The organism is Cryobacterium zhongshanensis (assembly GCF_022760445.1).
Classification (GTDB): domain Bacteria; phylum Actinomycetota; class Actinomycetes; order Actinomycetales; family Microbacteriaceae; genus Cryobacterium; species Cryobacterium algoricola.
This window is the reverse complement of sequence record NZ_JALGAR010000002.1, coordinates 441,671-467,298: the sequence shown is the minus strand read 5'-3', so window position 1 is coordinate 467,298 and position 25,628 is coordinate 441,671. Positions and strand designations below refer to the sequence as shown.

Annotated in this window: 17 protein-coding genes; 5 read left to right on the top strand and 12 right to left on the bottom strand. The window is 60.6% G+C overall.

Annotated elements, in window-relative coordinates; all coding sequences use genetic code 11:
- Window positions 1–451: 451 nt before the first annotated feature.
- From MQH31_RS10575 to MQH31_RS10560, 4 genes are all read left to right on the top strand, one after another.
- Window positions 452–4,702, top strand: coding sequence for a carboxypeptidase regulatory-like domain-containing protein (locus MQH31_RS10575; protein WP_243012008.1), 4,251 nt, complete (start codon window positions 452–454; stop codon window positions 4,700–4,702).
- 209 nt (window positions 4,703–4,911) lie between these two features.
- Window positions 4,912–5,934 carry an acyltransferase family protein gene (locus MQH31_RS10570; protein ID WP_243012007.1) on the top strand — a complete coding sequence of 341 codons (1,023 nt, stop codon included), beginning with the start codon at window positions 4,912–4,914 and terminating at the stop codon, window positions 5,932–5,934.
- 117 nt (window positions 5,935–6,051) lie between these two features.
- Window positions 6,052–7,761, top strand: a complete 1,710-nt coding sequence (locus tag MQH31_RS10565; protein WP_243012006.1) for a cell wall-binding repeat-containing protein — start codon at window positions 6,052–6,054, stop codon at window positions 7,759–7,761.
- Window positions 7,755–9,743 carry a cell wall-binding repeat-containing protein gene (locus tag MQH31_RS10560; RefSeq protein WP_243012005.1) on the top strand — a complete coding sequence of 663 codons (1,989 nt, stop codon included), beginning with the start codon at window positions 7,755–7,757 and terminating at the stop codon, window positions 9,741–9,743. The genes MQH31_RS10565 and MQH31_RS10560 overlap by 7 nt, the downstream gene beginning before the upstream one ends.
- Window positions 9,744–9,858: 115 nt before the next feature.
- Here MQH31_RS10560 and MQH31_RS10555 read toward each other — a convergent pair whose 3' ends face one another.
- The 6 genes from MQH31_RS10555 to MQH31_RS10530 form a co-directional block, all read right to left on the bottom strand.
- On the bottom strand, window positions 9,859–10,632 hold the full coding sequence (locus MQH31_RS10555; protein WP_243012004.1) for an HAD-IIB family hydrolase: 774 nt from the start codon (window positions 10,630–10,632) through the stop codon (window positions 9,859–9,861).
- A gap of 50 nt (window positions 10,633–10,682) precedes the next feature.
- Window positions 10,683–11,996 carry a UDP-glucose dehydrogenase family protein gene (locus tag MQH31_RS10550; RefSeq protein WP_243012003.1) on the bottom strand — a complete coding sequence of 438 codons (1,314 nt, stop codon included), beginning with the start codon at window positions 11,994–11,996 and terminating at the stop codon, window positions 10,683–10,685.
- A gap of 193 nt (window positions 11,997–12,189) precedes the next feature.
- Entirely contained in the window at window positions 12,190–12,726 is a 537-nt protein-coding gene (locus MQH31_RS10545) for a sortase (RefSeq protein ID WP_243012002.1), read from the bottom strand.
- A 209-nt stretch (window positions 12,727–12,935) separates the two neighbouring features.
- Window positions 12,936–13,919 carry a GDP-L-fucose synthase family protein gene (locus MQH31_RS10540; protein WP_243012001.1) on the bottom strand — a complete coding sequence of 328 codons (984 nt, stop codon included), beginning with the start codon at window positions 13,917–13,919 and terminating at the stop codon, window positions 12,936–12,938.
- Between the two features lie 2 nt (window positions 13,920–13,921).
- Window positions 13,922–14,953 (bottom strand): GDP-mannose 4,6-dehydratase, encoded by a 1,032-nt coding sequence (gene gmd, locus MQH31_RS10535; protein ID WP_243012000.1) that lies wholly within the window; start codon window positions 14,951–14,953, stop codon window positions 13,922–13,924.
- Window positions 14,950–16,242 carry a glycosyltransferase gene (locus tag MQH31_RS10530; protein WP_243011999.1) on the bottom strand — a complete coding sequence of 431 codons (1,293 nt, stop codon included), beginning with the start codon at window positions 16,240–16,242 and terminating at the stop codon, window positions 14,950–14,952. The genes gmd and MQH31_RS10530 overlap by 4 nt, the downstream gene beginning before the upstream one ends.
- A gap of 885 nt (window positions 16,243–17,127) precedes the next feature.
- Here MQH31_RS10530 and MQH31_RS10525 point away from each other — a divergent pair.
- Window positions 17,128–18,291, top strand: coding sequence for a glycosyltransferase (locus MQH31_RS10525; RefSeq protein ID WP_308196443.1), 1,164 nt, complete (start codon window positions 17,128–17,130; stop codon window positions 18,289–18,291).
- Window positions 18,292–18,361: 70 nt separating this feature from the next.
- Here MQH31_RS10525 and istB read toward each other — a convergent pair whose 3' ends face one another.
- The 6 genes from istB to MQH31_RS10495 all read right to left on the bottom strand — a co-directional run bounded on the left by istB (window position 18,362) and on the right by MQH31_RS10495 (window position 25,623).
- Window positions 18,362–19,126, bottom strand: coding sequence for an IS21-like element helper ATPase IstB (gene istB / locus MQH31_RS10520; RefSeq protein WP_243011997.1), 765 nt, complete (start codon window positions 19,124–19,126; stop codon window positions 18,362–18,364).
- Entirely contained in the window at window positions 19,123–20,388 is a 1,266-nt protein-coding gene (locus tag MQH31_RS10515; RefSeq protein ID WP_243011996.1) for a Mu transposase domain-containing protein, read from the bottom strand. Before MQH31_RS10515 ends, istB begins: the two co-directional genes overlap by 4 nt.
- Window positions 20,389–20,510: 122 nt before the next feature.
- The gene (locus tag MQH31_RS10510) at window positions 20,511–21,785 is read right to left on the bottom strand and encodes an O-antigen ligase family protein (RefSeq protein WP_243011995.1); all 1,275 of its coding nucleotides are present in this window, start codon (window positions 21,783–21,785) and stop codon (window positions 20,511–20,513) included.
- A 208-nt stretch (window positions 21,786–21,993) separates the two neighbouring features.
- On the bottom strand, window positions 21,994–22,842 hold the full coding sequence (locus MQH31_RS10505; RefSeq protein ID WP_243011994.1) for a glycosyltransferase family 2 protein: 849 nt from the start codon (window positions 22,840–22,842) through the stop codon (window positions 21,994–21,996).
- Entirely contained in the window at window positions 22,839–24,143 is a 1,305-nt protein-coding gene (locus tag MQH31_RS10500; RefSeq protein ID WP_243011993.1) for a glycosyltransferase, read from the bottom strand. Before MQH31_RS10500 ends, MQH31_RS10505 begins: the two co-directional genes overlap by 4 nt.
- A 151-nt stretch (window positions 24,144–24,294) precedes the next feature.
- Window positions 24,295–25,623: a lipopolysaccharide biosynthesis protein gene (locus MQH31_RS10495; protein WP_243011992.1), complete on the bottom strand. Its 1,329-nt coding sequence runs from the start codon at window positions 25,621–25,623 to the stop codon at window positions 24,295–24,297.
- Window positions 25,624–25,628 lie beyond the last annotated feature (5 nt).

Here is a 25,628-nt window from a genome sequence, read left to right as displayed (position 1 = left end):
CCCCACTTCTGTGTCTCTCCAGAGCATCCAGCGTCCGCCGCTTCAATCGTCGCACAGCTCATGGTTGACAATCCCGACCTGATCCTGAAGCTCCCCGGCCGGGCTGCAGGACTTCCACTTCTCTGCCCGAGAGGGTGCCGCTCATTTTTCCGGCACCAGTTCTGGGGGCGCCCAGATGCCTGAACCCAGGATTCCGCCGTCGTGCCGCCGATAGGCTCAAACCGGGGGGCAACCTCCGCGCGCACGCACGCAGAATTCTGCAGTTCGGCGCGTTGGAAACGCGAAGGTTGTCATGGGGAACATTTTTCGGCGAATCAGAGAGCGCAGCGTCTTCACTGCCCTGATCACCACAGCGGTGCTCGCACTGGGAACACTCGCGGGGGGTGCACCCGCCAGCGCAGCCCCTGCCGCCACAACCGCCGATCCGAGGACCGGATCGATCAGTGGAACCGTGACCCGGATCAGCGACGGCGTCGAAAGCCCTAACGCCGGCGGGTACGTCTACACGAATTCGCCAAGTGACGGGATGAGCACCTACGCTCCGGTCGATGCCGACGGTCACTATTCGCTTGGTTTCTTACCAGCCGGCAGCTACACCGTTAGCTTCACCTCGTCGGACGCCAGGTTTGTGGCCGAGTATTACGACAATGCCCCCGACTCGGCGTCATCAACCTCGATCGTCGTCGGCGCAGGCGCCGCGATAGCGGGCATCGACGCCGTCCTCGAATTGGGCGCCTCCATCACCGGCACCGTCACGATCGGCACGTCTCATGCCCCGGCCGCCGACATCAGCGTGTTCGCCTACACTGCGGACGGTTCGTCGTCCGTCGGCAACAGCAGGACCGATAGCGAGGGACACTACGCCCTCCTCGGGATGCGCGCGGGGAGCTACAAGCTCGAATTCGAGGGCAGCAACGCCAACGGCATAACCGAATGGTACGACAACGCGGCCGACATCAGTTCGGCGAAGGTCGTCGTCGTTGCATCACAAACGACCGTCGCCGGCATTGACGCCAATCTCGAACCTGGCAGCACGATCACCGGAACGGTGACTCGGAACGTCGGCAACGTTGTCTCAGCCGCCCCGGACGTCAGAGTCTCGGTTCGATCGGCAACGGGCAACTACATGAACCAGGCCAGCACCGACGCGGACGGCCACTACACGATCGCCGGGCTGGGCTCCGGCAGCTACACGGTGGCGTTCAACGGCAATTTGGGTTCCAACCTGCTCACCCAGTACTACCAGAACGCGGCCACGGCCAGCACAGCAAATCCCGTGGTTATCGGAACAGGCGCCACCATGTCCAGCATTGACGCGCTGATGCAGACCGGAGCGGCGATCAGCGGAACCGTGACCCAGAATGACGGAGGCAAGCAGATCGCGGCCGCCCAGGTCAACGTGACTGCATACTCTGCGGACAACACCTGGGTGAACAATGTTCAAACGGATGCTGACGGAGCGTACACGCTCGACAGCCTTCCCGGGGGAACATACAAGTTGTTCTTCGACGGCGAATCCACGAACGCCGTTTCAGAATGGTACAAGGACGCGGTGAGCTCCTCCGCGGCGACCGCGATCGTCGTCGCAGAGCACTCCACGGTGACTTCGATCAACGCGAATCTCGAAAAAGGCAGCACGATCAGCGGGACAGTGACTCAGAACGTCGGCGGCACGATTTCGCCCGCTGCGGATGTCACCGTTTTTGCCTACCCAACGAACGGGACTGCGGGCACCTTCTACGGCAGACGGACGGACGCTGACGGGCACTACACGATTCAGGCGCTTGCCGCGGGTGCATACGCCATTAGTTTCAGCCTCGGCGACACCTCCAGCTTCATCCCCGAGTACTACGACAACGCTTCCAGCCAGAGTGCGGCAAAGCTCGTGCAGGTGGGTGTCGGCGCGACAGTACCCGGCATCAACGCCGAGCTCCAAAAGGGTGGCACGATCAGCGGCACCCTGACCCGGAACGATGGGGGAACAGCGACCCCGCTTGCGCGTACCTCTGTCACCGCATACAGCTCTGATTACCAATTCGTGGCGACCGTCAGCACTGATTCCACCGGGCACTACGCTCTTGCCGGACTGCGAGCGGGCAGCTACAAGCTCCACTTCGACGGCTATTCCAGCGCCTCTCTCTCGGAGTGGTACAAGGACGCAACGGACTTCGCATCCGCGACCGCTGTCGTCGTCGGCGACGCCGCAATCGTTTCCGGCATCGACGCGAGCCTCGACAAGGGGGGTTCCATTTCAGGAACCGTCACGAAGAACGTCGGCGGAATCGTGTCTCCCGCAGCGGATGTGAATGTGATGGTGTCCACAGCCACGACCGGGTTCGGCAACAGCACGACCACGGATGCCTCCGGCCACTATTCCATCTCGACCCTCCCGGCCGGCAGCTACAGCGTGAAATTCACCGGGCCAAGTGCCTCGGACCTCGTGACGCAGTACTACGACAACGCGGCCGACCAGACCACCTCGACGCCCGTCCCCGTGGGTGTCGCGGCCTCGGTGTCTGGCATCGACGCAGTAATGAAGACCGGAGCGACGATCAGCGGCACGGTCACACGGAACGATTCGGGTACGGCAACGCCGTTGGCGAATGTGAACGTCACCGCATCCTCATCGGCCGCTGGAGACTGGCTCGGGAGCACCACCACGAACGCCGACGGCCACTACTCGCTCGTCGGGCTTCCGTCGGGCAGTTACAAACTCAATTTCAACGGCGCGTCATCGGATACGGCATCGGAGTGGTACAACAACGCCAGCAACTTCGAGACCGCAACGCCGATCTCCCTCAGCGCCCAGCAAACTGTCGCCAATATCGATGCGAGCCTCGAAAAGGGCAGCGCGATCACAGGAACCGTAACCAAGAACGTGGGCGGCACTGTGTCTCCCGCCGCGGGTATCAGCGTGTTCGCTTCCTCCTCGGACGGCAACCTCTACGGCTACGCGATGACCGATGACACGGGGCACTATTCCGTATCAGCGCTCAACGCCGCCAGCTACACCGTCCAGTTCACTGACGGGCAGAATTCCGGCCTGGTTGCTGAGTACTTCGACAACGCCGCTACCAGGCAGGCCGCGAAGCCCGTTACCGTCGGTGTCGCAGCCACGGTATCGGGGATAAATGCGGCTCTCGACGCAGGAGGGACCATCACGGGCACGGTCACCAAGGCCGGCAGCAACGGTACGGTCCCATCGGCCTCCGGCTACGTCAGGGTGGTCGCCGCTGACAACGAGGAGTCTGTCACCTATGGATCGACGGATGCCTCCGGCCGTTACAGCGTTCCGGGCTTGCGCGCGGGGAGCTACAAGGTGGTCTTCAACTCATTCGACACCACCGTTGTGTCTGGAAAGTGGTACCGCAATGCCTCTGACTTCGACTCCGCCACACCCGTTGTGGTGCGCGACAAAGCAACGGTTTCCGGTATCGATGAGAATCTCGAAAAGGCAAGTAGCCTCAGCGGAACATTGACCCAGAAAGCTTCCGGCACGGTTTCGGCAGATACTTCACTCCGAGCGTCCATCTACTCCGCCACAAGCGGACGGTTCGTAACAGAATCGACCGCGGACGCCACGGGCAAGTACACCCTCGGATCCCTCATGGCCGGGACATACAAGGTCGGATTCAGTGGGTATGTGTCCGGCACCGGGCGCCCCTCGGACCTTGTCCCCGAGTTCTACGACAACGTGTCCGACCTCGCGGCCGCAAAACCCATCACGGTCGGCTCGGTGCAGAACGTGACGGGTATTGACGCGGAGCTGTCATCCACCGCGCTCCCGAAGCCGGATCGTCTGGCGGGTGAGGATCGTTTCGCCACCTCGTCGGCGATCTCAGCCAACAACTTCGACCCCGGGGTCGACGTCGTCTACATCGCCAGCGGAGCCAACTTCCCCGACGCGCTCTCCGCAGCCCCGGTCGCCGGAAAAGACAAGTCCCCTGTTCTCCTGGTCCTGCCCGAAACAATACCCCCGGCCGTGCAAACGGAACTCCTCCGGCTCAAGCCCAAAAGCATCGTCGTCCTCGGCAGCGCCAGCTCCGTCTCGGATGCCGTCGCCGAGTCGTTGAAGACGTACACGGGAGGAACAGTCACACGCACCTTCGGCGCCGACCGGTTCGGCACATCCGCCGCGATCTCCCAGACCGCGTTCACTCCCGGCGTGCCCGTCGTCTACATCGCCAACGGGTACAACTTCCCCGACGCCCTGTCGGCAGCACCAGCCGCCGGAAAGGACTCGGCACCCGTGCTCCTCGTACCCACTGACTGGGTCCCGAGCGAAATCGCCACCGAACTGGACCGCCTCAACCCCGGCCGCATCGTCGTCCTCGGCAGCGCCACTTCAGTCTCGGAAGACGTCAAGACCCAGATGGCCCAGTACACCGGCGGCACGGTCACCCGGCTAGCCGGAGCCGACCGATTCGCCACCTCCGCGGCCGTGTCCCATGCCGCCTTCCCGGACGGCGCATCCACGGTCTATATCACCAACGGGTACAACTTCCCCGACGCCCTCTCGGCCGCTCCCGTCGCGGGCAAGAAGAGCGCCCCGGTGTTGCTCGTCCCCGCGGACTGGATCACGAACGACATCAAGGACGAACTCGTCCGCCTCAAGCCGACCCGAATCGTCGTCCTCGGCGGACCGAACTCAGTCTCCGACAGCGTCGAAAAGGAACTAGCCGGCTACATCGTCACCCCCTAGCACCACCCCTCGAACACACAAGTGGGGACCGCGCAAGCGGTCCCCACTTCTGTGTCTCTCGCGAGCATTCAGCGTCTGTCGATTCGGCACATGCGACCGCTATACTTCACCCAGATCTTCGCACAGCTCATGGTCAACAATCCCGACCTGATCCTGAAGCTCCCCATCCGGGCTGCAGGACTCCGCCGCTAGCCTCACGTTAGAGTCCTATGAGAATTGTGACGTCCCGATCCGCAGCAATCGACGCACTCCGTGTCGTCGGCACGATCGCCATCGTGGCGGGCCATACCTGGGACATCCCGCTCGTACGCGCAAGCATCTACTCCTGGCACGTGCCGATCTTCTTCTTCCTGACCGGCTATCTCTGGCGAGCTCGGGTGAGAACCCCCGGCGCAGAGGCGAAGAACAGGGCGCGAACCCTGCTTCTCCCCTACGCTGCGTGGCTTGCGCTCATCACACTTCTCGCGCTCGCACTCGGGCTGGCCGGGCAGCCGCAGGGGCTGGATCTCAGGGCACTCCAGCCGATCCTCTTGGGAGGGCACTACGTGGGGAAGCCATTTTCTGCGTTCTGGTTCGTAACGGCGCTTTTCGTCGTTGCCGTCGCCCTCAGAATCCTGGAGCGTGGTCCCCGCTGGCTGCCGTGGGCGTCTGCTGTCGTTCTTTTGACCGTCGCGTATTCCACCCACGGCGCACTCGCCGCGATCCCGGAGGCCATCGGAACGGGTCTGGCCTGCCTCGTCTTCGTCATGGCCGGCATCGTGTTTCGCCGTTCCCGGGATCGTTTCTCGAGACCGGTCATCACGGGCGTCGTCTTACTCGTCGTCTGTGCGATCCTGATCGCCACCGGGTTCTCCTCCCTCGTCGACCTCAAGGCCGCCGACTTCGGGACCCCTGTCCTGTCCGTGGCTACCGCAATCGCAATCAGCATCGCATTGCTGCTCTTGGCCGAAGTCCTCGTGCCCAAGCTCTCGCAGCGCATCCAGGCCGGCCTCACCCAACTGGCTCAGGTGAGTCTCATGGTGGTCCTCACCCACAGCGCCGTACTCTGGCTGATGCGCACTCCCCCGTTCGGATCGACGGTTCCACCGTTCGGACTGACGATTACGTTCCTGGTGGCACTTCTCGCGCCCTGGGCCGCGGCTCTGGTTCTCGCGCGGACCCCCCTCTCCCCGATCTTGATCGGGATCCCGCAGCGTCCGATCTCGCGCGCGCGTACCGCACACGGCCGATAGCACGCGCTCCCTTTGGGGGACAGCGGCGCGCGGCGCACCACCATAGGATACGAATCGCTGCATCCTGGTGATTTCACCCTCCACACCTCGAGAGAGCAGCGATGTCAGGGGGAAAACATGCGCGCATTCCGGGCTGCAGGCATCCGGTTGGCACCACGCGGGCGGATCGCCGCCCTGCTGGCGTGCGCCCTGATGGTCTCGCTGCTCTCCGGCTTTGCCGTCAGCGAGCCCGCCCACGCAGCGACCGCAACCTCGATCAGTGGCACGATCAGGACCAACCCTTCGCCGCCGCCTCAGGGAGGACCGATTCCAGGTTTCAACTCCGTCACGGTGACCGCATATACCCTCACCGGCGTCGCCGTCGATACTTGGCGGGGTGTCGCGGCGTACACCCTCCAGGTGCCGCCGGGCACGTATCGCATTGTGGCGACGGTCTCGACAGTGACCTCGAACGACACCGTCTACGCTCAGACCTGGTTCGGGAACACGTCTTACCAGCAGGAAAGCACGACTGTTTTCGCTTCCAGCACTCCCGTCACCGGGGTCGACGTGACCATGAACTACGGCGGCTCGCTCTCTGGGCATATCAATGGCCCGGCCCCGTCGGACTATGGCGCGCTCTCCCAGGTCATCGCCACGGCCTACCTGTTCGACCCGGTCTCGAATTCGTACGCTGTCGTGAGCAACGGCGGTGCCGATCCGACCGGCGCCTTCACGGTGAGCGGACTTCCGGCCGGGTCGTATGCCGTGGAGTTCTCCCAGCTGAACAGTCTGCCCGTCTTCGCCGACCGGTTCTACGGCGGGGGCACGCAGGCGGCCGGCAGCGTGCTCGTTCCGGTGAAAACAGGCCAGACGACGACCGGCGTCGATGGAACACTTCCCGCGTGGACGACCGCGGTGTCTCGTCTCTCCGGGCCGGATCGACTCGAAACGGCCGTAGCCATCTCACGGTCGGGATTCGCGCCCGGCGTGCCCGTCGTCTACATTGCAAACGGCTACAACTGGCCTGATGCATTGAGTGCGGGCCCCGCGGCGGCTCATCGTGGAGGAGCGCTTCTGTTGGTTCCGCCCGACCGAGTCCCCGATGTCGTCGCTGCAGAGATCACTCGACTCCGTCCCCAACGCGTCGTCCTGGTCGGCGGGGAGGCTTCCGTTTCTCAGGCAGTGTTCAGCCGCCTGCAGGGGCTGAACCCGAACGTCGTGCGCATCGGGGGGCGGGACCGCTATGAGACTTCCCGAAAGGTCATCACAGACGCATTCGGTCCCGACATCGAAGGCGGCCGAATTTTCGTCGCGAGCGGACGCAACTTTCCCGACGCGCTCTCGATCGGTCCTGCCGCAGCCAAGTTTCAGGCGCCCGTGCTGCTCGTTGATGGTTCCCTGCCTTTCCTCGACCAAGACACCTTGGACTATTTCACGAGCTTTCAGTTTGCGATTCGTGACGTCATCGTCGTCGGCGGCCCCGATGCCATCCGACCGAAGATTGTCGCCCAGCTGGGGTCCTTCGACCGCTGGGGCCAGGTGATGCTCCATCCCAGCGGGGTGGACCGCTACGACACCAACCGGCAGGTGAACAACCTGTTCTTTGCCGGCATGCCCTCCGACTCCAGTGGAACGGCCTTCCTCGCGAACGGAACCGGGTTCGCCGATGCCCTCGCGGGGGTGCCGTTGGCTGGTCTCTCGCGTTCCCCACTGTTTCTGACGCCGGGAAACTGCGTCCCGGCGCAGACCATTCACGACATGCACTCCCTCAGGTCGAGTCACGTCACGATTCTTGGTGGCCTCGCCAGTTTGAGTGCCAACGTGGAGAACCTGGCATCGTGCTGAGACGAGAAGTGGCCAGCGTTCTGTCGGCACCAGTTTCGGGCGGCACCGCAGTGAGGCACCGCGGCATCGTGATCGCGCTCATCGTTGCCATCTACCTTGCGCTCGGACCTCTCGGTACGGCCACTCCGGCCAACGCTGTCCCGGCCACCCCCAACACGGGTTCGATCAACGGCACCGTGATGCAGAGCATCGACGGCACGGAGTCCGCTGCACCGAATATCACCGTCACCCTGCTGTCGGGACCACACTCCTTCAGTGCGCAGACAGGTACGGACGGTCACTATTCGCTCTCGGCGATCTCCCCGGGCAGTTACACGGTTTCATTCAGCGCACGCTACGCCAACCTGATGACCCAGTACTACCCGAATGTCGCCACCTTCACAGCGGCAACGCCGGTTGCTATCGGCGCCGGATCCACCGTTTCGGCGATCAACGCGGTCCTGGTTCCCGGCGCAGCGATCACCGGAACCGTGACGAAGAACACGGCTGGTACAGCGATGCCGGCGCCTAACGTCAGGGTGACCACGGCGTCATCGACGTACCCGAGCTGGTCTGTCTCCGCTATGACTGATTCCGAGGGCCGCTACACGCTTAACAAGCTTCACGCGGGGAGTTATACCCTGAAGTTCCGCGACGACAACGACCCGAGTGTCGTGAGCAAATGGTATGGAGGCGGCACCGCTGCGGTCTCAGCGACTCCACTCGTCCTGGGCCCCCAGACCGTGGTCTCCGGCACCGATTCCTATCTGGAGCCAACCAGCTACATTACGGGCACGGTCACCCAGAACGTGGGCGGCGTCGTGTCCGCAGCACAGGATGTCCCGGTCGGCGTGTTCGCGGCCAGCACCGGTGAAATACTCACGATGAAGAACACAGACGTGAATGGACGCTACTCGCTCGAGTCGCTCACAGCCGGCACCTACAAAGTGAGCTTCGATCTCTACGGCACGGCTTCGAGCCTCATCCCGGAGTACTACAACAACGTCTATGACCTCGCCTCAGCGACACCCATCACCGTGGGCATTTCGGCGACCCTTGCCCACATCGACGCAGAGGTCAGTGATACGGGGCCGATCAGCCGGCTTGCGGGTGATGATCGTTTTGCGACGTCATCCGTGATCTCGTCGCAGAATTTCGAACCTGGAGTCAGCGTCGCCTACATCGCAAGCGGCGCCAATTTTCCTGACGCCCTCTCCGCCGCGCCCGTCGCCGGAAAGGACAAGGCCCCTGTTCTCCTTGTCAGGGCCGGCGCGATCCCGCAATCCGTGCAAACCGAACTCCTGCGCCTGAAACCCCAACGCATCGTCGTTTTCGGTGGCGTGAGCTCCATCTCCGAAGCCGTCGCAACCGGGTTGCAGGCCTTCACTGCCGGGACCGTGACCCGATCTGAGGGCGCCGACCGGTTTGCCACGTCGGCCGCAATTTCCTTAGCGGCGTTCACCCCCGGCGTGCCGGTCGTCTACATCGCCAACGGGTTCAATTTCCCCGACGCCCTCTCCGCTGCACCGGTCGCCGCTCGAGACTCCGCGCCGGTGCTCCTCGTCCCGGCCGACGGTATCCCAGCCGAGATCGCAACGGAACTGAGCCGCCTCAAACCCGCCAGTATCGTCGTGCTCGGCGGCGAGAACTCCGTCTCCGACAACGTCAGGACCCTGCTCACTCAATACACCGCCGGCCCCATCACCCGCATCTCCGGAGCCGACCGATTCGGCACCTCCGCGGCCGTGTCCAAAGCCGCATTCCCGACCGGCGCGGCCACGGTCTACATCGCCAACGGGTTCTCGTTTCCCGATGCCCTCTCCGCAGCACCCGTCGCAGGCAAGACCAGCGCGCCGGTGCTACTGGTTCCGGGCGACCGAATCACGAACGAAATCAGGAATGAACTCGCCCGCCTCAAGCCCACCCGCATCGTCGTCCTCGGCGGCCCGAACTCCGTCTCCGCCGCCGTCGTCCACGAACTCCTGACGTACGCCATTCTTTAGGTCGAGAGGGAAGGTCGACCGTCATTCGACCCTCAGGTCGAGTCACGTCACGATTCTTGGTGGCCTCGCCAGCCTGGGCACCAACGTGCAGAATCTGGCGCCCTGCTGAGCAGGCTCAGACGGATGCGGCGGCGAACTTCGGGATCAGTGTCTCCAGGAATGCGGCGGTGTCTTCCCAGCCCTCGACCGCGAAGCACTCGACCCCAAGCGCGAGCACTGGGTAGTCGTTGCCGTTCTCATCGAGCCGGTCGCCCACGAACAGCATGTCGTCAAGGGGAACACCGGTGAGTTCGGCGAGCTTCTTCATGCCGTAGGCCTTATCGATGCCCTGACGGGTGATGTCCACGGAGGTCGACCCACCGGATCGCACCTCCAGGTCAGGCAGCAGCTCCTGCACGGTTTCGCGGAGGGTGTTCTTCTTCAGGCCGGTCGGATCCCAGGCGACCTTCGCGGCCACCGGAGCGGCCTGGCCCAGAGCCGAGAAGGTGATCTGCGAGCCACGGTCTTCGAGGATCGGACCCCAGGTGTCGCTCTCCCAATACCCGAGCTTGCGAGCCTCGGCCTCGACTGCGGCCAGAGCGCGGGACTTCTGGTCCTCGGTCAGGTACTCGGCGTAGATCTGTGTCCAGCCGCCATCGCGGTGCAGGTAATACTGAGTACCGCAGGTGGGCATGAGGTGCAGACGCGCGAGCGTCGCGTCGTCGACATCGGTGAGGTTATCGATCAACTGCATGTGGAACTGGCCGATCTGGCCGCCGGAGATCACGCACACCTCGACGACGCCGAGCAGACGCACCATGATCGCCGCCATCCGCGGATCGATCGGTGACTTGGAAGCCGCAAGGGTGTCGTCAAGGTCGAAGGCGACCAGTCGGGGAAGAGTAGTCATGTCTGTGCTGTGTTCCTTACTAGAGACTGCGGGACCCGACGCCGATGACGTTACGGACGGCCGAGGCCGTAGTAGGTCCATCCGGCGGCACGCCAAGTGGCGGCATCGAATGAATTGCGCCCGTCAATAACGATCTTATTCTTGACGAGACCGCCGACCCACGCGGGGTCAAGATGCCGGAATTCCGGCCACTCGGTCACGAGGACCACGGCGTCGGCCTCGCGAAGGGTTTCCTCGAGGTCGGTGGAATAAGTCAACTGCGGGTGCCGAGCTCGCGAGTTCTCGATGCCCTGGGGGTCGGTTGCAACCACGTTGGCGCCCAGACCGTGCAACTGCACGGCGACGTCAAGCGCAGGCGAGTCACGCACGTCATCGGAGTGCGGCTTGAAGCTGAGACCGAGCACGGCCACCTTCGCGTTGTAGACGCTCCCGCCGAGAGCCGAAACGGTGAGGTTGATGGCGCGCTGGCGGCGACGCAGGTTGATCGCGTCGACTTCCTTAAGGAACGCCACGGAGTCACCGCGTCCGAGTTCTTCTGCGCGGGCCGTGAACGCACGAATATCCTTCGGGAGGCAACCGCCGCCGAAGCCGACGCCGGCGCCCAGAAAACGGCGGCCGATGCGGTTGTCATAGCCGATGGCGTCCGCCAGCTGGGTGACATCCGCTCCGGTAACCTCGGCGATTTCCGCCATGGCATTGATGAAGCTGATCTTGGTGGCGAGGAACGCGTTCGCGGCAACCTTGACAAGCTCGGCAGTCGCGAAATCCGTGATCACGAGGGGCGTGTCGGCCGCGAGTGCAACAGCGTAGATCTCATTGAGGAGGGCGGTTGCGTGCTCGCCGGGCTCGCCAGCGGCAACGCCGTAGACGAGTCGGTCGGGACTGATGGTGTCCTTCACCGCGAAGCCCTCACGCAGGAACTCGGGGTTCCACGCCAGAGTCGCACCGGTGCCGGATGCCGCGATGATGCCCGCGAGACGGGTAGCGGTCCCGACCGGGACCGTGCTCTTGCCCACAACGAGGTCGCCCTCGCCCAGGTGCGGCAGCAGAGCCTGCACGGCGGCATCCACATAGGTGAGGTCCGCGGCGTAACTACCCGGCTTCTGCGGGGTACCGACGGCGACGAAGTGCACCCGGGAGCCGGCGACCTCCGAGATGTCCGTGCTGAACCGAAGGCGCCCCGTTGCCATGGCTGAGGTCAGGATTTCCGGAAGTCCGGGTTCGAAGAAAGGGGGAAGGCCAAGGGCAAGCTGGGCGATCTTCTTCGCGTCGACGTCGATGCCGACAACCTCGTGCCCGAGCTCGACCATCGCGGCCGCGTGAACGGCTCCCAGGTACCCACAACCAATGACAGAAATCTTCATACGTCTAACTCCATACAAAAAGCTTAACGGCGACGGGACCGAGACTCGAACTCACCTCGGGGTGAGGAATGGCAGCAGACCTGCCTCCGGCGTTAAGAAAGGCCCCGGACGATGTCCGAGGCCTTTCTCGAGGTCTCACTTCGGGGCGATCAACTTCACACAGTGTCGGGAGAAGTTGCCTCTTGAATAAACGCTACGCGGCCAGGCGGCGACGGCGAACGAAGCTGAGCACAACCACGAGGGCGACACCGAGGAGGAGCGCGCCGGCTGCGGCCCAGATCAGAAGAACCGGGGTGTTGTAGCCCGTGCTGGCGAGGGTCTGACCGGTGGCACCGTTATCAGCAGCTACAACGGTGAGTGTCGCTGTGCCGACGGTGCCGGACGTCAGTCCGGTAGCGGTGGTGGTGTAGGAACCGGTCGCATCCGTGGGAAGCGTCACCGAAACGCTGGCCGCACCGGTGCTGGTGGCCGACTTGACGAGTGTCGCCGTTCCGGACTTCACGATGGAGAGAGTGGCGAGGCCCGAACCGGTTACGGCGAAGGAGACGCTCTCACTGGGCGTGAAGGACGCACCGTCGAACGAGACGGTCACAGCCTGGCCCGGAACCGGGGTGCTGTCGGAAACGGCAACGTTTGCTGCCGGGACGTAGCCTGCAGCGTTAGCTGCGGCCGGTACTGCGAAAACGGCGAAGACTGCGAGTGCAATCACCGCGAGGGTCTTTTTTGCCATGGTGTTATCCCTGCTGTGGCTCAAGTGATTTTTTCGCCGACACTGGCTGACCTCGAGTGAGGCTACCCCCTACTTTAGGGGACATTCACAGCCCGTTTCCAGTTCGTGTGTTTCTATTCGGTGAACATTTCGTTCCATTGCATACACCTGAGCGGCTCAAAAACGAGCGCACGCCTCGCGGGCGTGCGCACCTTTTTCCCTCAGCGCCCCTACTGCCGAATAGAGGAGACATGGTCCCGATACCATTGCACCGTTGACACCAGTCCTTCTTCCAGCCCAATTTGGGCTGTCCAGCCTGCGTCTGCGAGCTTGGAGACGTCGAGGAGTTTCTGGGGCGTGCCGTCGGGCTTCTCTGAGTCCCAGAGAGTCTCTCCGGTGAATCCCACGACCCGCGCGATTGTCTCCGCAATTTCACGAATGGTCACGTCAGACCCGGTGCCTACGTTGACCTGCTCGGGACCGTCGTAGTGCTCCATCAGGTGCAAACACGCTGCAGCCATGTCGTCGACGTGCAGGAACTCGCGGCGTGGAGTGCCCGTCCCCCAGTTAGTAACGGTGGCGGCGCCAGACTGCGCCGCCTCGTCGTATCGGCGTATGAGCGCCGGAAGGACGTGCGACCCCTTCGGCGAGAAGTTGTCGCCGGGACCATACAGGTTTGTCGGCATCGCGGAGATCCACGACAACCCGTATTGGCGCCGAACGGCCTGAATCTGCAGGATCCCTGCGATTTTTGCGATCGCATAGGCGTCGTTTGTCGGTTCGAGGTGCCCCGTGAGAAGGGTGTCCTCTCGTATTGGTTGCGGGGCGAGCCGTGGATAGATGCAGGACGATCCCAGAAACAAGAGGCGTTCGACGCCACACTTTAGGGCTGCGTCGAGCACGTTCACCTGTATCCGCAAGTTGTCGCTCAAGAAGTCGACCGGGAACGTGCTGTTCGCCAGGATCCCGCCCACCTTCGCGGCCGCCAATACTACGTAACGCGGCTTCGCTTCCTCAAAGAATGCGAAGACGGCATCTCGGTCCTTGAGATCCAGCTCAGCAGAGGTCCGACCGATCAGATCGGTGAATCCCTCCGACTCTAGTCGGCGCCAGATCGCGGATCCGACCAAGCCGCGATGACCTGCGACGTAAAACCGACTTGAGCGGTCCAGGACTCCAGGCACGAATTTGACGTGGTCGCGGTCGTCCGCCATGACTACTTCGTACCCCAACTCGCGAGTTTGACCTCATCGATCCAGTGGCCACCCTCATGCTCGAGCGCGACGATGTCGGCGTCCACCATGATGCGGGCGAGTTCGGCGGTGTCGACCGTGGCCTTCCAGCCAAGCTTGGCCTCAGCCTTGGAGGCGTCGCCAACGAGAGCGTCCACCTCGGTGGGGCGCAAGTATCGCTCGTCGAAGCGCACGTGATCTTCCCATTTGAGGCCGGCGTGACTAAACGAGGTCTCCACGAAGTCCCGCACCGTGAAGTTTCCGCCGGTGGCAAGGACGAAGTCATCGGGCTGGTCAACCTGCAGCATGCGCCACATGCCCTCTACATATTCTGCGGCGTAGCCCCAGTCACGGATCGAATCGAGGTTGCCGAGGTAGACATGATCCTGTCTGCCCGCCTTGATGGCTGCGACGGCGCGTGTGATCTTTCGAGTAACAAAAGTCTCGCCACGGCGCGGAGATTCGTGGTTAAAGAGAATTCCATTCACGGCAAACATGTCGTATGCCTCGCGGTAATTCTTAGTGATCCAGTAGCTGTAAACCTTGGCTGCGCCGTACGGCGAGCGGGGGTAGAACGGGGTCTCCTCATTCTGAGGTGGCGGAGTAGCCCCAAACATCTCCGAGCTTGACGCCTGGTAGAAGCGTGTCTCAATACCAGACATGCGTACGGCCTCGAGCAGGCGAATGGTGCCCATACCCGTCGTGTCACCGGTGTGCTCGGGCTCGTCGAAGGACACGCGAACATGCGATTGCGCAGCAAGGTTGTAGACCTCGTGCGGCTGAATCTCGGCGAGCAGAGTTACAAGGCGGCTGCCGTCACTGAGATCGCCATAGTGAAGAAACAACTTGGCCTCGGGGTCGTGCGGGTCAACATACAGGTGATCAATTCGGGCCGTATTGAACGTCGAAGCACGTCGAATTAGCCCGTGCACCTCGTAGCCCTTCGAGAGCAAGAGCTCGGCAAGGTACGAACCATCCTGACCGGTAATTCCAGTGATGAGAGCGCGCTTTGTCATGAATTTCCTCCATCTTTGCCTTGCGAATGCGTCAGACCATTTATACGGTCAGGCTCCAACGCCAGGCCCCTGAGCCATTGAGCAAATCGATCAATGGCAACTTCTTGTCCCAGTACATCTGTGCGGTAGCGCATCCCGCTTGCGGCAAGCGAAGCAGCCCAGACCGGGTCGTCTCGAAACGCGATTGAGGCGTTAACCAGGGCCTGTGGGTCCTCGGCGTCGACAACGACCCCGCCTCCCGATGCCCCGATCTCACCAGCAGTCACGCCTTGGCCGTCGGTCGCGGCGATCACGGGCCGAACGGCATTGAAATAGGAAGTGAGTTTGCTCGGCACAGCCATCTCGGAAACGCCGAGCTTCTCGTTGACTAGCAGAACATCTGCGGAGGCGAGTGCCGCCTGGAAACCTGAGTCGTCGAGAGAATCAATGAATTGCAGTCGTGAAATTCCTTGCCCTTCAGCAACCAGCGACTCACGCTGGCTACCATTCCCCAATAGGACGAATCGAACCGGGAGTTCTTGTTCTTCAGCCAGTCGTGCAGCTTTCACAACATTTCCAAGAGCTTGCTTAACGCCCATGTTTCCAGCGTGAAGGACGATGGTCTCGTCGGGCTCCCAGCCGTGCCTAGCCCGAATTGCGGCGACGTCGAAGGGCGGGGTCTGCTTGAGATGGGTCCAGTTGCCGATTACCTCTATCTGCTGAGGATCAATACCGAACTTCTCAGTCAAGTAGTGAGCGAATCTGGAATGGATTACTACGACACCCGATGCTGCTCCTATCGTCACCTTTTCAACCCAGGTAACAAGACGAGCAACTGCACCAGAGCCAGTCCCTGTTTCCGTCATTCCCAAGCTGTAGAGGTCCTGGATCCAGAGGCTAATGGGGGGTTTGCGACGGCTCATCCGCGCCCTGAACATCGCCATGGCGGTCGAAAAGAGCGCCGGCGAAACCATCACGATCACATCTGGCCTTCCCCAGTGCGCAAGCAGTACTCGCGATCCAAACGACAATTCAGAAGCCAAACGTCTGAAGCCCTCGGGCTTGGCGGGGACGTAATGCGGCAACCGGGTGATCTGGATTCCGTCTTGGAAATCGATTCTCTTACGTCCCCCATAGCCGGCATGAACTTTCCATTCCGGATAGTGGGGGTGCGCCGTCAGAACATCGACATTGAAACCACGGTCAACAAGCCCTCGGACAAGCCCGCTTGTATAGGGTGCGATCCCGGTGACTTCAGGAAAAAAGTTCAGACCGATGACGAGCACATTCAATGGAGACTGCTTGGTCAACGAAGATCTTCTTTCTACTTTCGGATATCTGCGCAAGAGGAGACGAACAGTCCGATAGAACTTCATCCGCCGTGCCGGAAGCGTTACTCCGGAACCCCATAATCACCATAGTGCCGCGTCATTTCGGAACACCCCCCTCTCGGGTTACAGCATGATTTCATTCTCGTGACGCGATTACGTCGACGACAGGAGCTTCCACAGATCGCACCACCGGCGTTTATTCCAAGGATCATTGCGCACAAATGCGAGCTCTATGATTGCGGTGTTGACCCAAACCCTAAAGCCACGCGGAGGGATCACCATCCGCGAAGCACAACGAGGACAAGATGCCCAATAGTCCGTCCGACGATATGAATCCGGCTGAAATTCCTGTAATTAGTCTCGCTGCAGCTCCAGGGGAGAGAGAAGCCTGGAACCGACCCAAGCTTGTCATCTACCTATGGGCCGCCACCGAGTTGCTCTTTGTCACAAATCCGTGGCAGATCAGTTCCGGTCTTCGCACTCGGATCCTGCGAGCCTTTGGCGCCGAAATCGGTCCTGGAGTCATCTTCAGGCCCAGAACACGAGTGAAGTTCCCTTGGAACTTGCATATCGGAGCAGATTCTTGGATCGGCGAAGGCGTCTGGTTTCACAATCAGGACCAGATCTTCATTGGCAATGATGTATCGATATCTCAAGAGACGTTTTTGACTACAGGCAGCCACGCCCACCGACAAGACATGTCACTAATCACTAGACCGATCCACATTGAACCAGGCGTTTGGGTAACATCTCGATGCATCATTCTTGGCGGCGCTCATATCGGCCGATCGGCCTTGGTCAAGCCGCAGTCCGTCGTATCCGGCTCCGTCCCACCCAATGCAATCGTGAGCGGCCCATCTGGAAGTGTCGTCGGCATTCGGTTTCCATTTCCCTCAGTCAAGGATTAAAAGCATCGTGAAGATTGCCCATATAGTCACATACGTTTCCGATGATGGAGCCTTCGGCGGGCCACTTACGGTTGCGATTGGACAGGCTAAGGAACTAGCCCGTCGCGGACATAGCGTAGACATAATCGCTGGCTGGGACGGCATCGCGGAATTGGCCATTCCCGGAGTAACGGTCCGCCTTTTTCCAACACGGCGGGTACTTCCCTCGGGATTCAGCGGCTTGGTCTCCCCAGCACTTCAATCACACGTGCGAAGGTCATTGACTACCTACGATGTCGTTCATATACATCTCTCGCGCGATCTCATCACAGTCCCCGTAGCCTTGGCGGCACTCAGAAGATCCAGAAGAGTCATCCTGCAGACTCACGGCATGGTGATGCCCGACTCGCGCCTGCAAGCACGGGTCCTTGATGCGGTCGCGATTCGCAGAGTGCTGCACCGTGCTTCTGCCGTCCTGTACCTCACACAACGCGAACAACAGGGTGTGTTTACTGTATCGGGGGGACAAGCGAAGCTGGCGGGCATCACGAACGGGATCGCCGCCTTGGGACCCAATACGCCATCGCCAATCTCGAATTTGTCGAACGACGTCCTCTTCCTTGCGAGGCTGCACCCTCGCAAGCGCGTGATGGCTTTCGCAGAAATGGCAAGGTTGATGATTGGCCTTGGCTCCAGCGCGCACTTTTCCATAGTCGGACCAGACGAGGGCGATCTCGCCGAACTGTCGAAGTTCATTGCCGAGCACAAACTGGACAGTAGGTTGAGTTACGAAGGAGCCATCCCCCCTGGAGCAGGTGCAGCACGACTGGGCCAATCGAGCGTCTACGTGCTACCGAGCAGAGGAGAAGTCTTTCCGATGACTGTGCTCGAGGCACTTTCCGTAGGTACACCCGTTGTCATCGGCAACGATTGCGGTATCGCACCAGAACTCCAATCTCGAGGCGCCGCTCTGGTCACAGACGGATCACCCAAAGAGCTTTCCGAAGCCGTTTCGAAGATTCTCTCTGAGGGGGAACTGGCGCGAGACTTGATTGCGAATGGTCGTCGTGCCGTAGACGAGTATTTCAGCATCAGCGCTGTCGTCGACCAACTCGAAGCGCTCTACAACCCGCAAAGGTAAGGCGATGTTAACGCCGACTGAAAACAGGGCCACTTCTGCCAACTGAAAACAGGGCCACTCTCGTGTGGTTCTAGTGTGCCGTAGTCGCGGCGGGTTGGTGTTGCTTGAGCCGGTAACTGTTGCCTTTGAGACTGATCACGTCGGCGTGGTGAACGATGCGGTCGATCATCGCGGAGGCGATGGTGAGGTCGCCGAACACGTCGCCCCATCGGGTGAAGGGCAGGTTGCTCGTCATGATCAGTGAGGCGTGTTCGTAGCGGGAAGACACGAGCTGGAAGAACAGGTTCGCGGCGTCCTGGTCGAAGGGGATGTAACCGACCTCGTCGACGATGAGCAGGCTGTAACGGCGCAGCCTGATGAGTTCGGAGGCGAGTTTGCCCCGTGAGTGGGCTTCTTGGAGTCGAGTCACCCAGCCCGTCGCAGTGTCGAAGAGGACCCGGTGGCCGGCTTTGGCGGCCTTGATCCCGATCCCGACGGCGAGGTGCGTCTTCCCGGTCCCGGGAGGTCCGAGGAGGACGATGTTCTTCGCTTCGGTGAGGAACACGCTCGTGCCCAGGTACGCGATCAGGTTCCGGTCTGCGGAGGGTTGGTGGTCGAAGTTGAAGTCCTCGAGGGTCTTGTGACCGGGGAACCGGGCGGCCTTGATGCGGAGCGCCGCCCCGGAGGCCTCGCGTTCGGAGACCTCTTTGGAGAGAACTGCGGCGAGGTATTCCTCATGGGGCCAGCCCGCGTCGCGGGCGTGGTCGCCTAGGCGCCGGAAGGCTTCACTGATCCGTGGCGCCCGCAACGCGCGAGCGTAGTACTCGATCTGCGACGCCGCTTCCGACCCGGTCATGACGCGACCGCCAACACGGTCGGCGCGGCGTCGATGTCAACACTGAAGAGCTCGTCGTAGCGGGCCAGCGAGGCCATCTCGACGACGGCAGTGACCGTGGGCCGGCGCGTGCGTTGGGCTTGGAACTGGGCGCGCAGCTCGGCCGCGCGGAGGACATGCGTCGGGTCGGTGACGGTCAGTTGCCGGGCCCATTTCCGGCGGTGGCTGGCGATGAGGACCCCGTCGTGGTGTACGGTCACGCGCTCGAGGCTCGCTGCAACGTCAACAACCCGGCCGATCATGGTCGGGTCGACGGAGTAGTCGTTGCTGAAAGCGCGAACGTAGTAATCCCGTGGGAGCCGGACGCTGTTACGGAACATCACCTCCGGCGCCATCGGCGGCAGTCCGCGCATCGCCGCCCGGTCGATGCGGACCAGATCGCCCGGTCGCCCTCGCCGCGACCGGGAGAGACGGTTGTTCGCGAGGGGCAGCCACCCGGCCAACTGCTGATTGAAGTCGTCGGGAGAGGTGAAAGCGCGCCCCGACATGAAGCGGCTCCGGAAGAAGCGACTCATCCGCTCGACCATGCCCTTGGACTCAGGATCGCGGGCCTTGAGCAGCTTGATCTGGGTGCCGAGAGTACCGGCGAACTCAGCGGCCGGCTCGGTGAGTTTCCCGCGCCCGATGCCGATCTCGTTGTCCCAGGTCAGCCGGGCCGGAACGGCCTCGGCCTCCTGCAGCAACGACCACATCCCGCCGAGCAGATCCGGCGTCGTCCGAGAGGGCAACATGCGCGCCTGGATGAATCCGGAGAACGTCGACGTCATCACCAATACTGGCGGTGCAGCAGCCTGGTCATGGCCCAGCGGTAGGTCTTCGTGCGGGAACCAGAGATCACACTGGACCTGGAACCCAGGCGGGTGCACGAGCCGATCCTCGGGATCAGGCACCGCATACTCCGGCCGGAGCTCGGCGATCTTGGCCCGGAACAGCGACGGAGACCCCGACCAGCCCACCCGCTCAGCGGCGGTCGCGGCCGGCATCGTGGGCGTCGCCGCGAGCAACACCCGCACCTGGCCGGCGAACGCGTCGAAACTCGACCCCGTCGGCTCACGCTGATACGTCGGCGACCGATCCTCCGCCAGCGCCCGATCCACCGTTCCCCGGGACACTCCGATCAGCCGAGCTATCTCCCGCTTCGAATGCTTCCCCGTCGAATGCAGGTGGCGAATCTCTGCCCAATCATCCAATTTGATCACCTTCCATAATGGTTGGTGGCCCAATTTTCAGTTGGCGTTTCTGGCCCTGTTTTCAGCTGGCGTTAACAGGCGACCGGCGGCATCCCGTACGTACGAGCTTACGACTTCCGCCTAGTGTCGCTGGTCCCCAGATCAAACGATCTAAATCAAACGACAGACTCAATTTCGGAGCGCCCGACGACAGGGAGAAATGGCCGCTTGGTGGGGATTTCCTCGGCTTCGCCCACCTCTGTGTCAACCAAGGCCTCTCGAGCCAGCGCTGATGGCTTCGCTGATGCGAACAAGATTAGGGCCATTGGCAGCCATCCGATGTAGCCAATCTCCGAAAGACCAGTAAACGTGATGGTGTTCTGCAACCAAGCGTTGTACACCAACATGATCGAAAATGACATCGTTACGGCTCGATACATTACCGGCAGGTTCCGCCCGCTTCGATAGACGGTGACCATAAAGAGCACAACAGCAGCAAGCAGAAGTAATCCGCCCGTGGCTAGTAGGTGAACAAATGCATTGTGACCGTTGAATGCAGTCGGACCAAAGCTGTTTGAATACTGACCAATCATGAAGTAGAAACCACTGCCATGGCCGAAAACCGGAGAGTCTCGCCATGACTTAAGGCTCTCAATCCAGATCTGTCCTCGAAGGCTGTAGTCGGCTGTGTCGGTGGTCATCACCGGAATCACGCAGGTCAAATACGCCCCAACGGCCAGGATTGCCAGCGGACGGAGGCGTGTTTCCGGTCGCCATCGAACTAGCATGAATACCAGGATTGCAATGGCGGCGGCCAGCATCGAACACCTATTTCCGCTCCAGCCGACAGCGAAGAGCGTGCTCAAGATTCCGACGATCAGAGCAAATCGATTGTGTATGAGAAACACAAACGGCAAACCCATCGACAGCGCCAATCCGAGCACATTTGGATGACTATACGGCCCGGCCAGCAATGTTGGCCAGTAGACCTTATCGCCAATGATCGGTGGAAGAGTCGTGCCAATCGAAGGCAAGACGAACCCCATTCCGATGCTCACGAGCGCCGAGACGACGGTAATCCATCCGAGTACTCGCAGAGTTCGGAACGCAACACGAGCACGCCACAACGCAAAGACCACGAGAGGATAGACCGCTACGTCTGACGCCGGCTTTTCACCGTTGGCAAGATCGGAAAAGAGGATAACAACGAACGGAAGAAGGGCCACACCAAGCATCCAAAGCTTGGTTGATGGGGTCGCCGCCGATACGTTGTCCACAATAATGATCGCGGCTAGGACGATGACAGCAATCAGAAACGAATAAATAAAGACACGAACGACGCCAGTTGCAGCCGCGTCATTGGAGACAACAATTCGATCGACTCGCCCGTCTTGAAGCACTTTGAAAAGGTTCGTAAGGAAGCCAAATAGCCAGCTGAGGACAATCAGCACGCCAACATTTCTAGAGTTCCGTCGGTCGTGCCGCCCCACCGCTGCGGGAGACGACGGCCCAAGGTAGTCATGGTCCCCAACGCGCTTCGCACGCCTTCTGAGGGCCCAGATACCGCCAAAAATCAGGCTCATGCTCAATACGAGGAGCGCAATAGCAACTTGCGAGAAGACTGCGTCCATTATTGAACCCCATTGCCCGATCTCTTCTTCACTTCTGATCCGCCGTGAGAAGAACTCGGGGATATATCACTCGAATATACGATCTAATGAAAACAATCATGCCGCTGATTGGGCCCGAGACTTCCACACAGAATCGAAGATGATCCGCCGGAGGGAGACCAAACACCGAAAGTGCGAAGCGAATTCGGACCAAAGCCGGCGTGCGTGCATCAAACATGGTTCCAGTTCCAGGGTTGCCTGCATCTTCACCCGCAGGAAATGCCAGCGTACGCACTCCAAAACCAGCACGAGATGCACGGAGCCCCATCACGAGATCAGAATAGGCGTGACGATATCTGTCCGGAAAGCCACCCAGCTGTCGATATAGATCTGCTCCAAATATGACGAAATTGCCGTTGAAGGTCTCAACTCTTGTGCCGTAGTCAGACTCTGAACACAAGGTGAATGACACTGGATTGCTCCCGGATTGAAATCTTCCGCCGTAGACAACGCTACTGTCATTGGGCGACACAACATTTCCAACACCGACTTCTCGGTCGAATGCACCCAACCGCGCCAGTTCACAGACTCGAGACAGGACACCGTCGAATAGATTCAGGTCGTTGTTGATCCAGATCAGGAAATCTGGTTCCCAAGCCAAGGCTGATGCGCTGGCTAGCCTCATTCCTCCGGACCAGTAGAGGCTTCCCGTTCCCTGGATCACGTCGATCGGCATGTTCAGCTTGCCAACTTCACCGGCCGTGTCGTCCGAAGAACCATCGTCAACCATGAAGACTCGAAGGTCGCAATCCGCAGGTAAATCGGCGAAGAGACTTGTCAGCAGACGGATCGTCTTCTCGACCCTGTTGAAGCAAGTCATAGTCACAGCGATCTTCATTTGAAGCGACCTCCAATGGCACGCCTGGCCAGCTTTTCCGACCCAATCACCACGAGCCGAAACGAAGCGCGTGGGCTCTTAAGCCCAAGTGTGAATGCACGCACCGTTCCAAATTCGACAACACGAGCTCGAAAGACCCTCCATTCAGATCGGCGCAGTATTTCTCGCGCCCCCATCGGAAGAGCATCGTCGCCCATAGCGAGTGAATAGTACTGACGGATATTGTCGGCTGTCTCGAGAGCTAGCGAAGCAGCGCTACTAGACTTTCCTCCGAACGCGCGATATCGTCCTGTGACCAGTGGGATTGCCCTCACGCGTCCAACCATGGACACTCTCAAAAGTAGTTCGTAGTCTTCTGCATACCGCGGGTTCAGAGGATCAATTTCGGATTTTTCCGAAGCAAGGAGTGCGCTCATCCGCCACACAGACGCGCAAGGTGGCCATGGGCTTGCCGGCGTCGCTAGTAAGTCTCTGGTGCTGTACTCAGCGGAAGGTCTAGGGCCGAACTTCCCTGTCGGACCCGACGCGTTCATTAGCTCGATGCGTCCGCCGACCACTACGGTTTCGGGATCGAGCCGAAGAAGGTCGATCGCACTGTTCAGACCGTCTGTCACTTCGTCATCGCTGTCAAGAAATACAACGTACTCGGATTTCACGTGCGACAGACCCGTCTTTCGGGCCGCAGCGGCTCCAGCATTCGCCTGCACAATGACCTCGGCGCCGACGAGTCGTGCCGCATCCGCGGTTCCGTCCTCGGACCCATCATCGACCACAATTACGCGTGAGCTAGGTATTCGATTTGCACTAGCGATTGCGTTTGCGATGCTCTTACTCGCGTTGTAGGCGGCGATTACAAATGTGAGAGAAGCCTTCTCGGGATCCCCAAGGGGGGCCTCCCCGGACTCACCATCACCCGAGACCGGATCTCGCAGCGAGCGCAAGACTTGACACGGGTTGCCTGCTGCGATGACTCCTGCGGGCACCGAACTTGTCAGCACCGACCCTGCACCGATCACAGACCCGGCACCGATAGTCACTCCCTTAAGGACGATGCATCTCGCGCCGATAAAAACGTCGTCTTCGATTCTGATCGAGCGCGAATTCGCCGCCGAAAGCTTTGTGTACCTGCGTTCGCTGGGCGGGGATATATCCACTGGATGGTGATCATTGTCCGTGACAACGCAACCCTCACCGATCAAAACTCGAGAGCCTATGAAGATAGAACCCATGGCAGATATCGATGTCCCGCTAATGCCAGTGTCGTCGCCGATTGAGATGTGGGAATTTGGCGACGTGGTCACCAGAGTACAAGGTTGGGCAACGCCGATGGCATTCGCCTTCCAGCGGGAATTCAGCACAACGCGATCACCTAGCGAGATCGCAGAGCCTTGGTGCGACGATATCCGCGGTAGGCCATTCAACCGCACACCGGTTCCAAATTCCACTCGTGACCTACGAAGGAACGACCGCTTCATCGCCTGTGCGACCGTGCTCTTTAGATTCATCGTCAGTATCTCCTGAGGGTTTGGATGCGTCGTTTAGCCGTCGCGTTTCTTGTCTAAGAACCCACCAAAGTGGAACGAGTTGAGCAAAAACTATGGCGGCGAGCCCAGCAGCCAATGGGCCGGAGGCTCCCAGCAAGGGCGTGAGGACAATCGCCATCGGCACGACAACTAACGCAGCGGCAACAGCTGCATACGCTTGATATCGGATCGCGCGACCATCGTTCATGCGCATCAGAGTCGGATAGAGGATTGAATTCAACAGGAGGAGGCACGCAAACAACACCGCGACTGGGATCGGTACGAAGGTCAGATTTCCTGCAACGAACCACGAATAGAGCGGGATAGCACCGACCATAAGCGAACCCAGGACAAGCCCTCCCGCACCAAATGCAAGAGTCGACGTCCGAAGAAGTTTACGAAGAGCAACTGGCTGATCGGACTGCGCAGCGAACCGCGGCCAAAGTGGGCTACTCGCAATCGTTACGATGCTGAGAACAGGCGCATAGATCTGTGCACCCAGTGAATACTGAGCAAGCGCATCGGCGGTGCCGAATTGACTAAGTATTACTCGATGAGACTGATAAGCGAGTGGCATAGCAATATTTATGGCTAGCATCGCGGACGAGACTGCCAGTATCGATCGTCTTGCCCCTTTAGTCTCCCGCGAAGGGGCAGCTAGAACTAGTGAAATTCGACTGCCCATCAATCGGAACGCCGTAAAGAACGTTATCGCATTTACGACGAGCGTCGACATCGGCCAAACTGCAAGCGCCCAACCGTCGATCTTCCCGACGGCAGCGAGACAGAGAATCGATGAAACAACGATCAACGGTCCGATACCTGAGATCACGATTCCGACATGGGTCTTGTCCAAGCCCACCAGAATACGGTACCCAAGTCCAAGCGGTACAGACCAGGCCACAGCAACTATTGCAATCAAGAAGGCCAAGCTCATCTCGGCACTCGTAGAGACGAAAGAATCCAGGAAGGTCCGCAGCAGCCCGGAGAGATACGCGGAGACCGCGAGTGCAGTGAGTCCGCACGCGACTGACAAGAGGAGCATGAAGACTCTTCGAACAAGATCGTTGGTCGTGGCCGCGCCATTTCCTTGCCTGCGGGCTACCGCGTTCATTACGACAGCGCCCAATCCGAGGTCAGCGAAGGGAATCATCGTCTGTATCGTTGCGACCAACATGACTGCGCCATAGAACGCAGCCCCTGAACTCGAAAAGACCGTACGAGATGCGATTGCCGTACACACCAGAGCCAATGCCATCACGG

Bases quoted from the DNA above. Each gene is read 5' to 3' on its own strand.
- MQH31_RS10570 (WP_243012007.1), top strand. From the start codon at position 4,912: ATGAGAATTGTGACGTCCCGATCCGCAGCAATCGACGCACTCCGTGTC.
- MQH31_RS10565 (WP_243012006.1), top strand. From the start codon at position 6,052: ATGCGCGCATTCCGGGCTGCAGGCATCCGGTTGGCACCACGCGGGCGG.
- MQH31_RS10555 (WP_243012004.1), bottom strand. From the start codon at position 10,632: ATGACTACTCTTCCCCGACTGGTCGCCTTCGACCTTGACGACACCCTT.
- MQH31_RS10550 (WP_243012003.1), bottom strand. From the start codon at position 11,996: ATGAAGATTTCTGTCATTGGTTGTGGGTACCTGGGAGCCGTTCACGCG.
- MQH31_RS10545 (WP_243012002.1), bottom strand. From the start codon at position 12,726: ATGGCAAAAAAGACCCTCGCGGTGATTGCACTCGCAGTCTTCGCCGTT.
- MQH31_RS10540 (WP_243012001.1), bottom strand. From the start codon at position 13,919: ATGGCGGACGACCGCGACCACGTCAAATTCGTGCCTGGAGTCCTGGAC.
- gmd (WP_243012000.1), bottom strand. From the start codon at position 14,953: ATGACAAAGCGCGCTCTCATCACTGGAATTACCGGTCAGGATGGTTCG.
- istB (WP_243011997.1), bottom strand. From the start codon at position 19,126: ATGACCGGGTCGGAAGCGGCGTCGCAGATCGAGTACTACGCTCGCGCG.
- MQH31_RS10505 (WP_243011994.1), bottom strand. From the start codon at position 22,842: ATGAAGATCGCTGTGACTATGACTTGCTTCAACAGGGTCGAGAAGACG.
- MQH31_RS10495 (WP_243011992.1), bottom strand. From the start codon at position 25,623: ATGGCATTGGCTCTGGTGTGTACGGCAATCGCATCTCGTACGGTCTTT.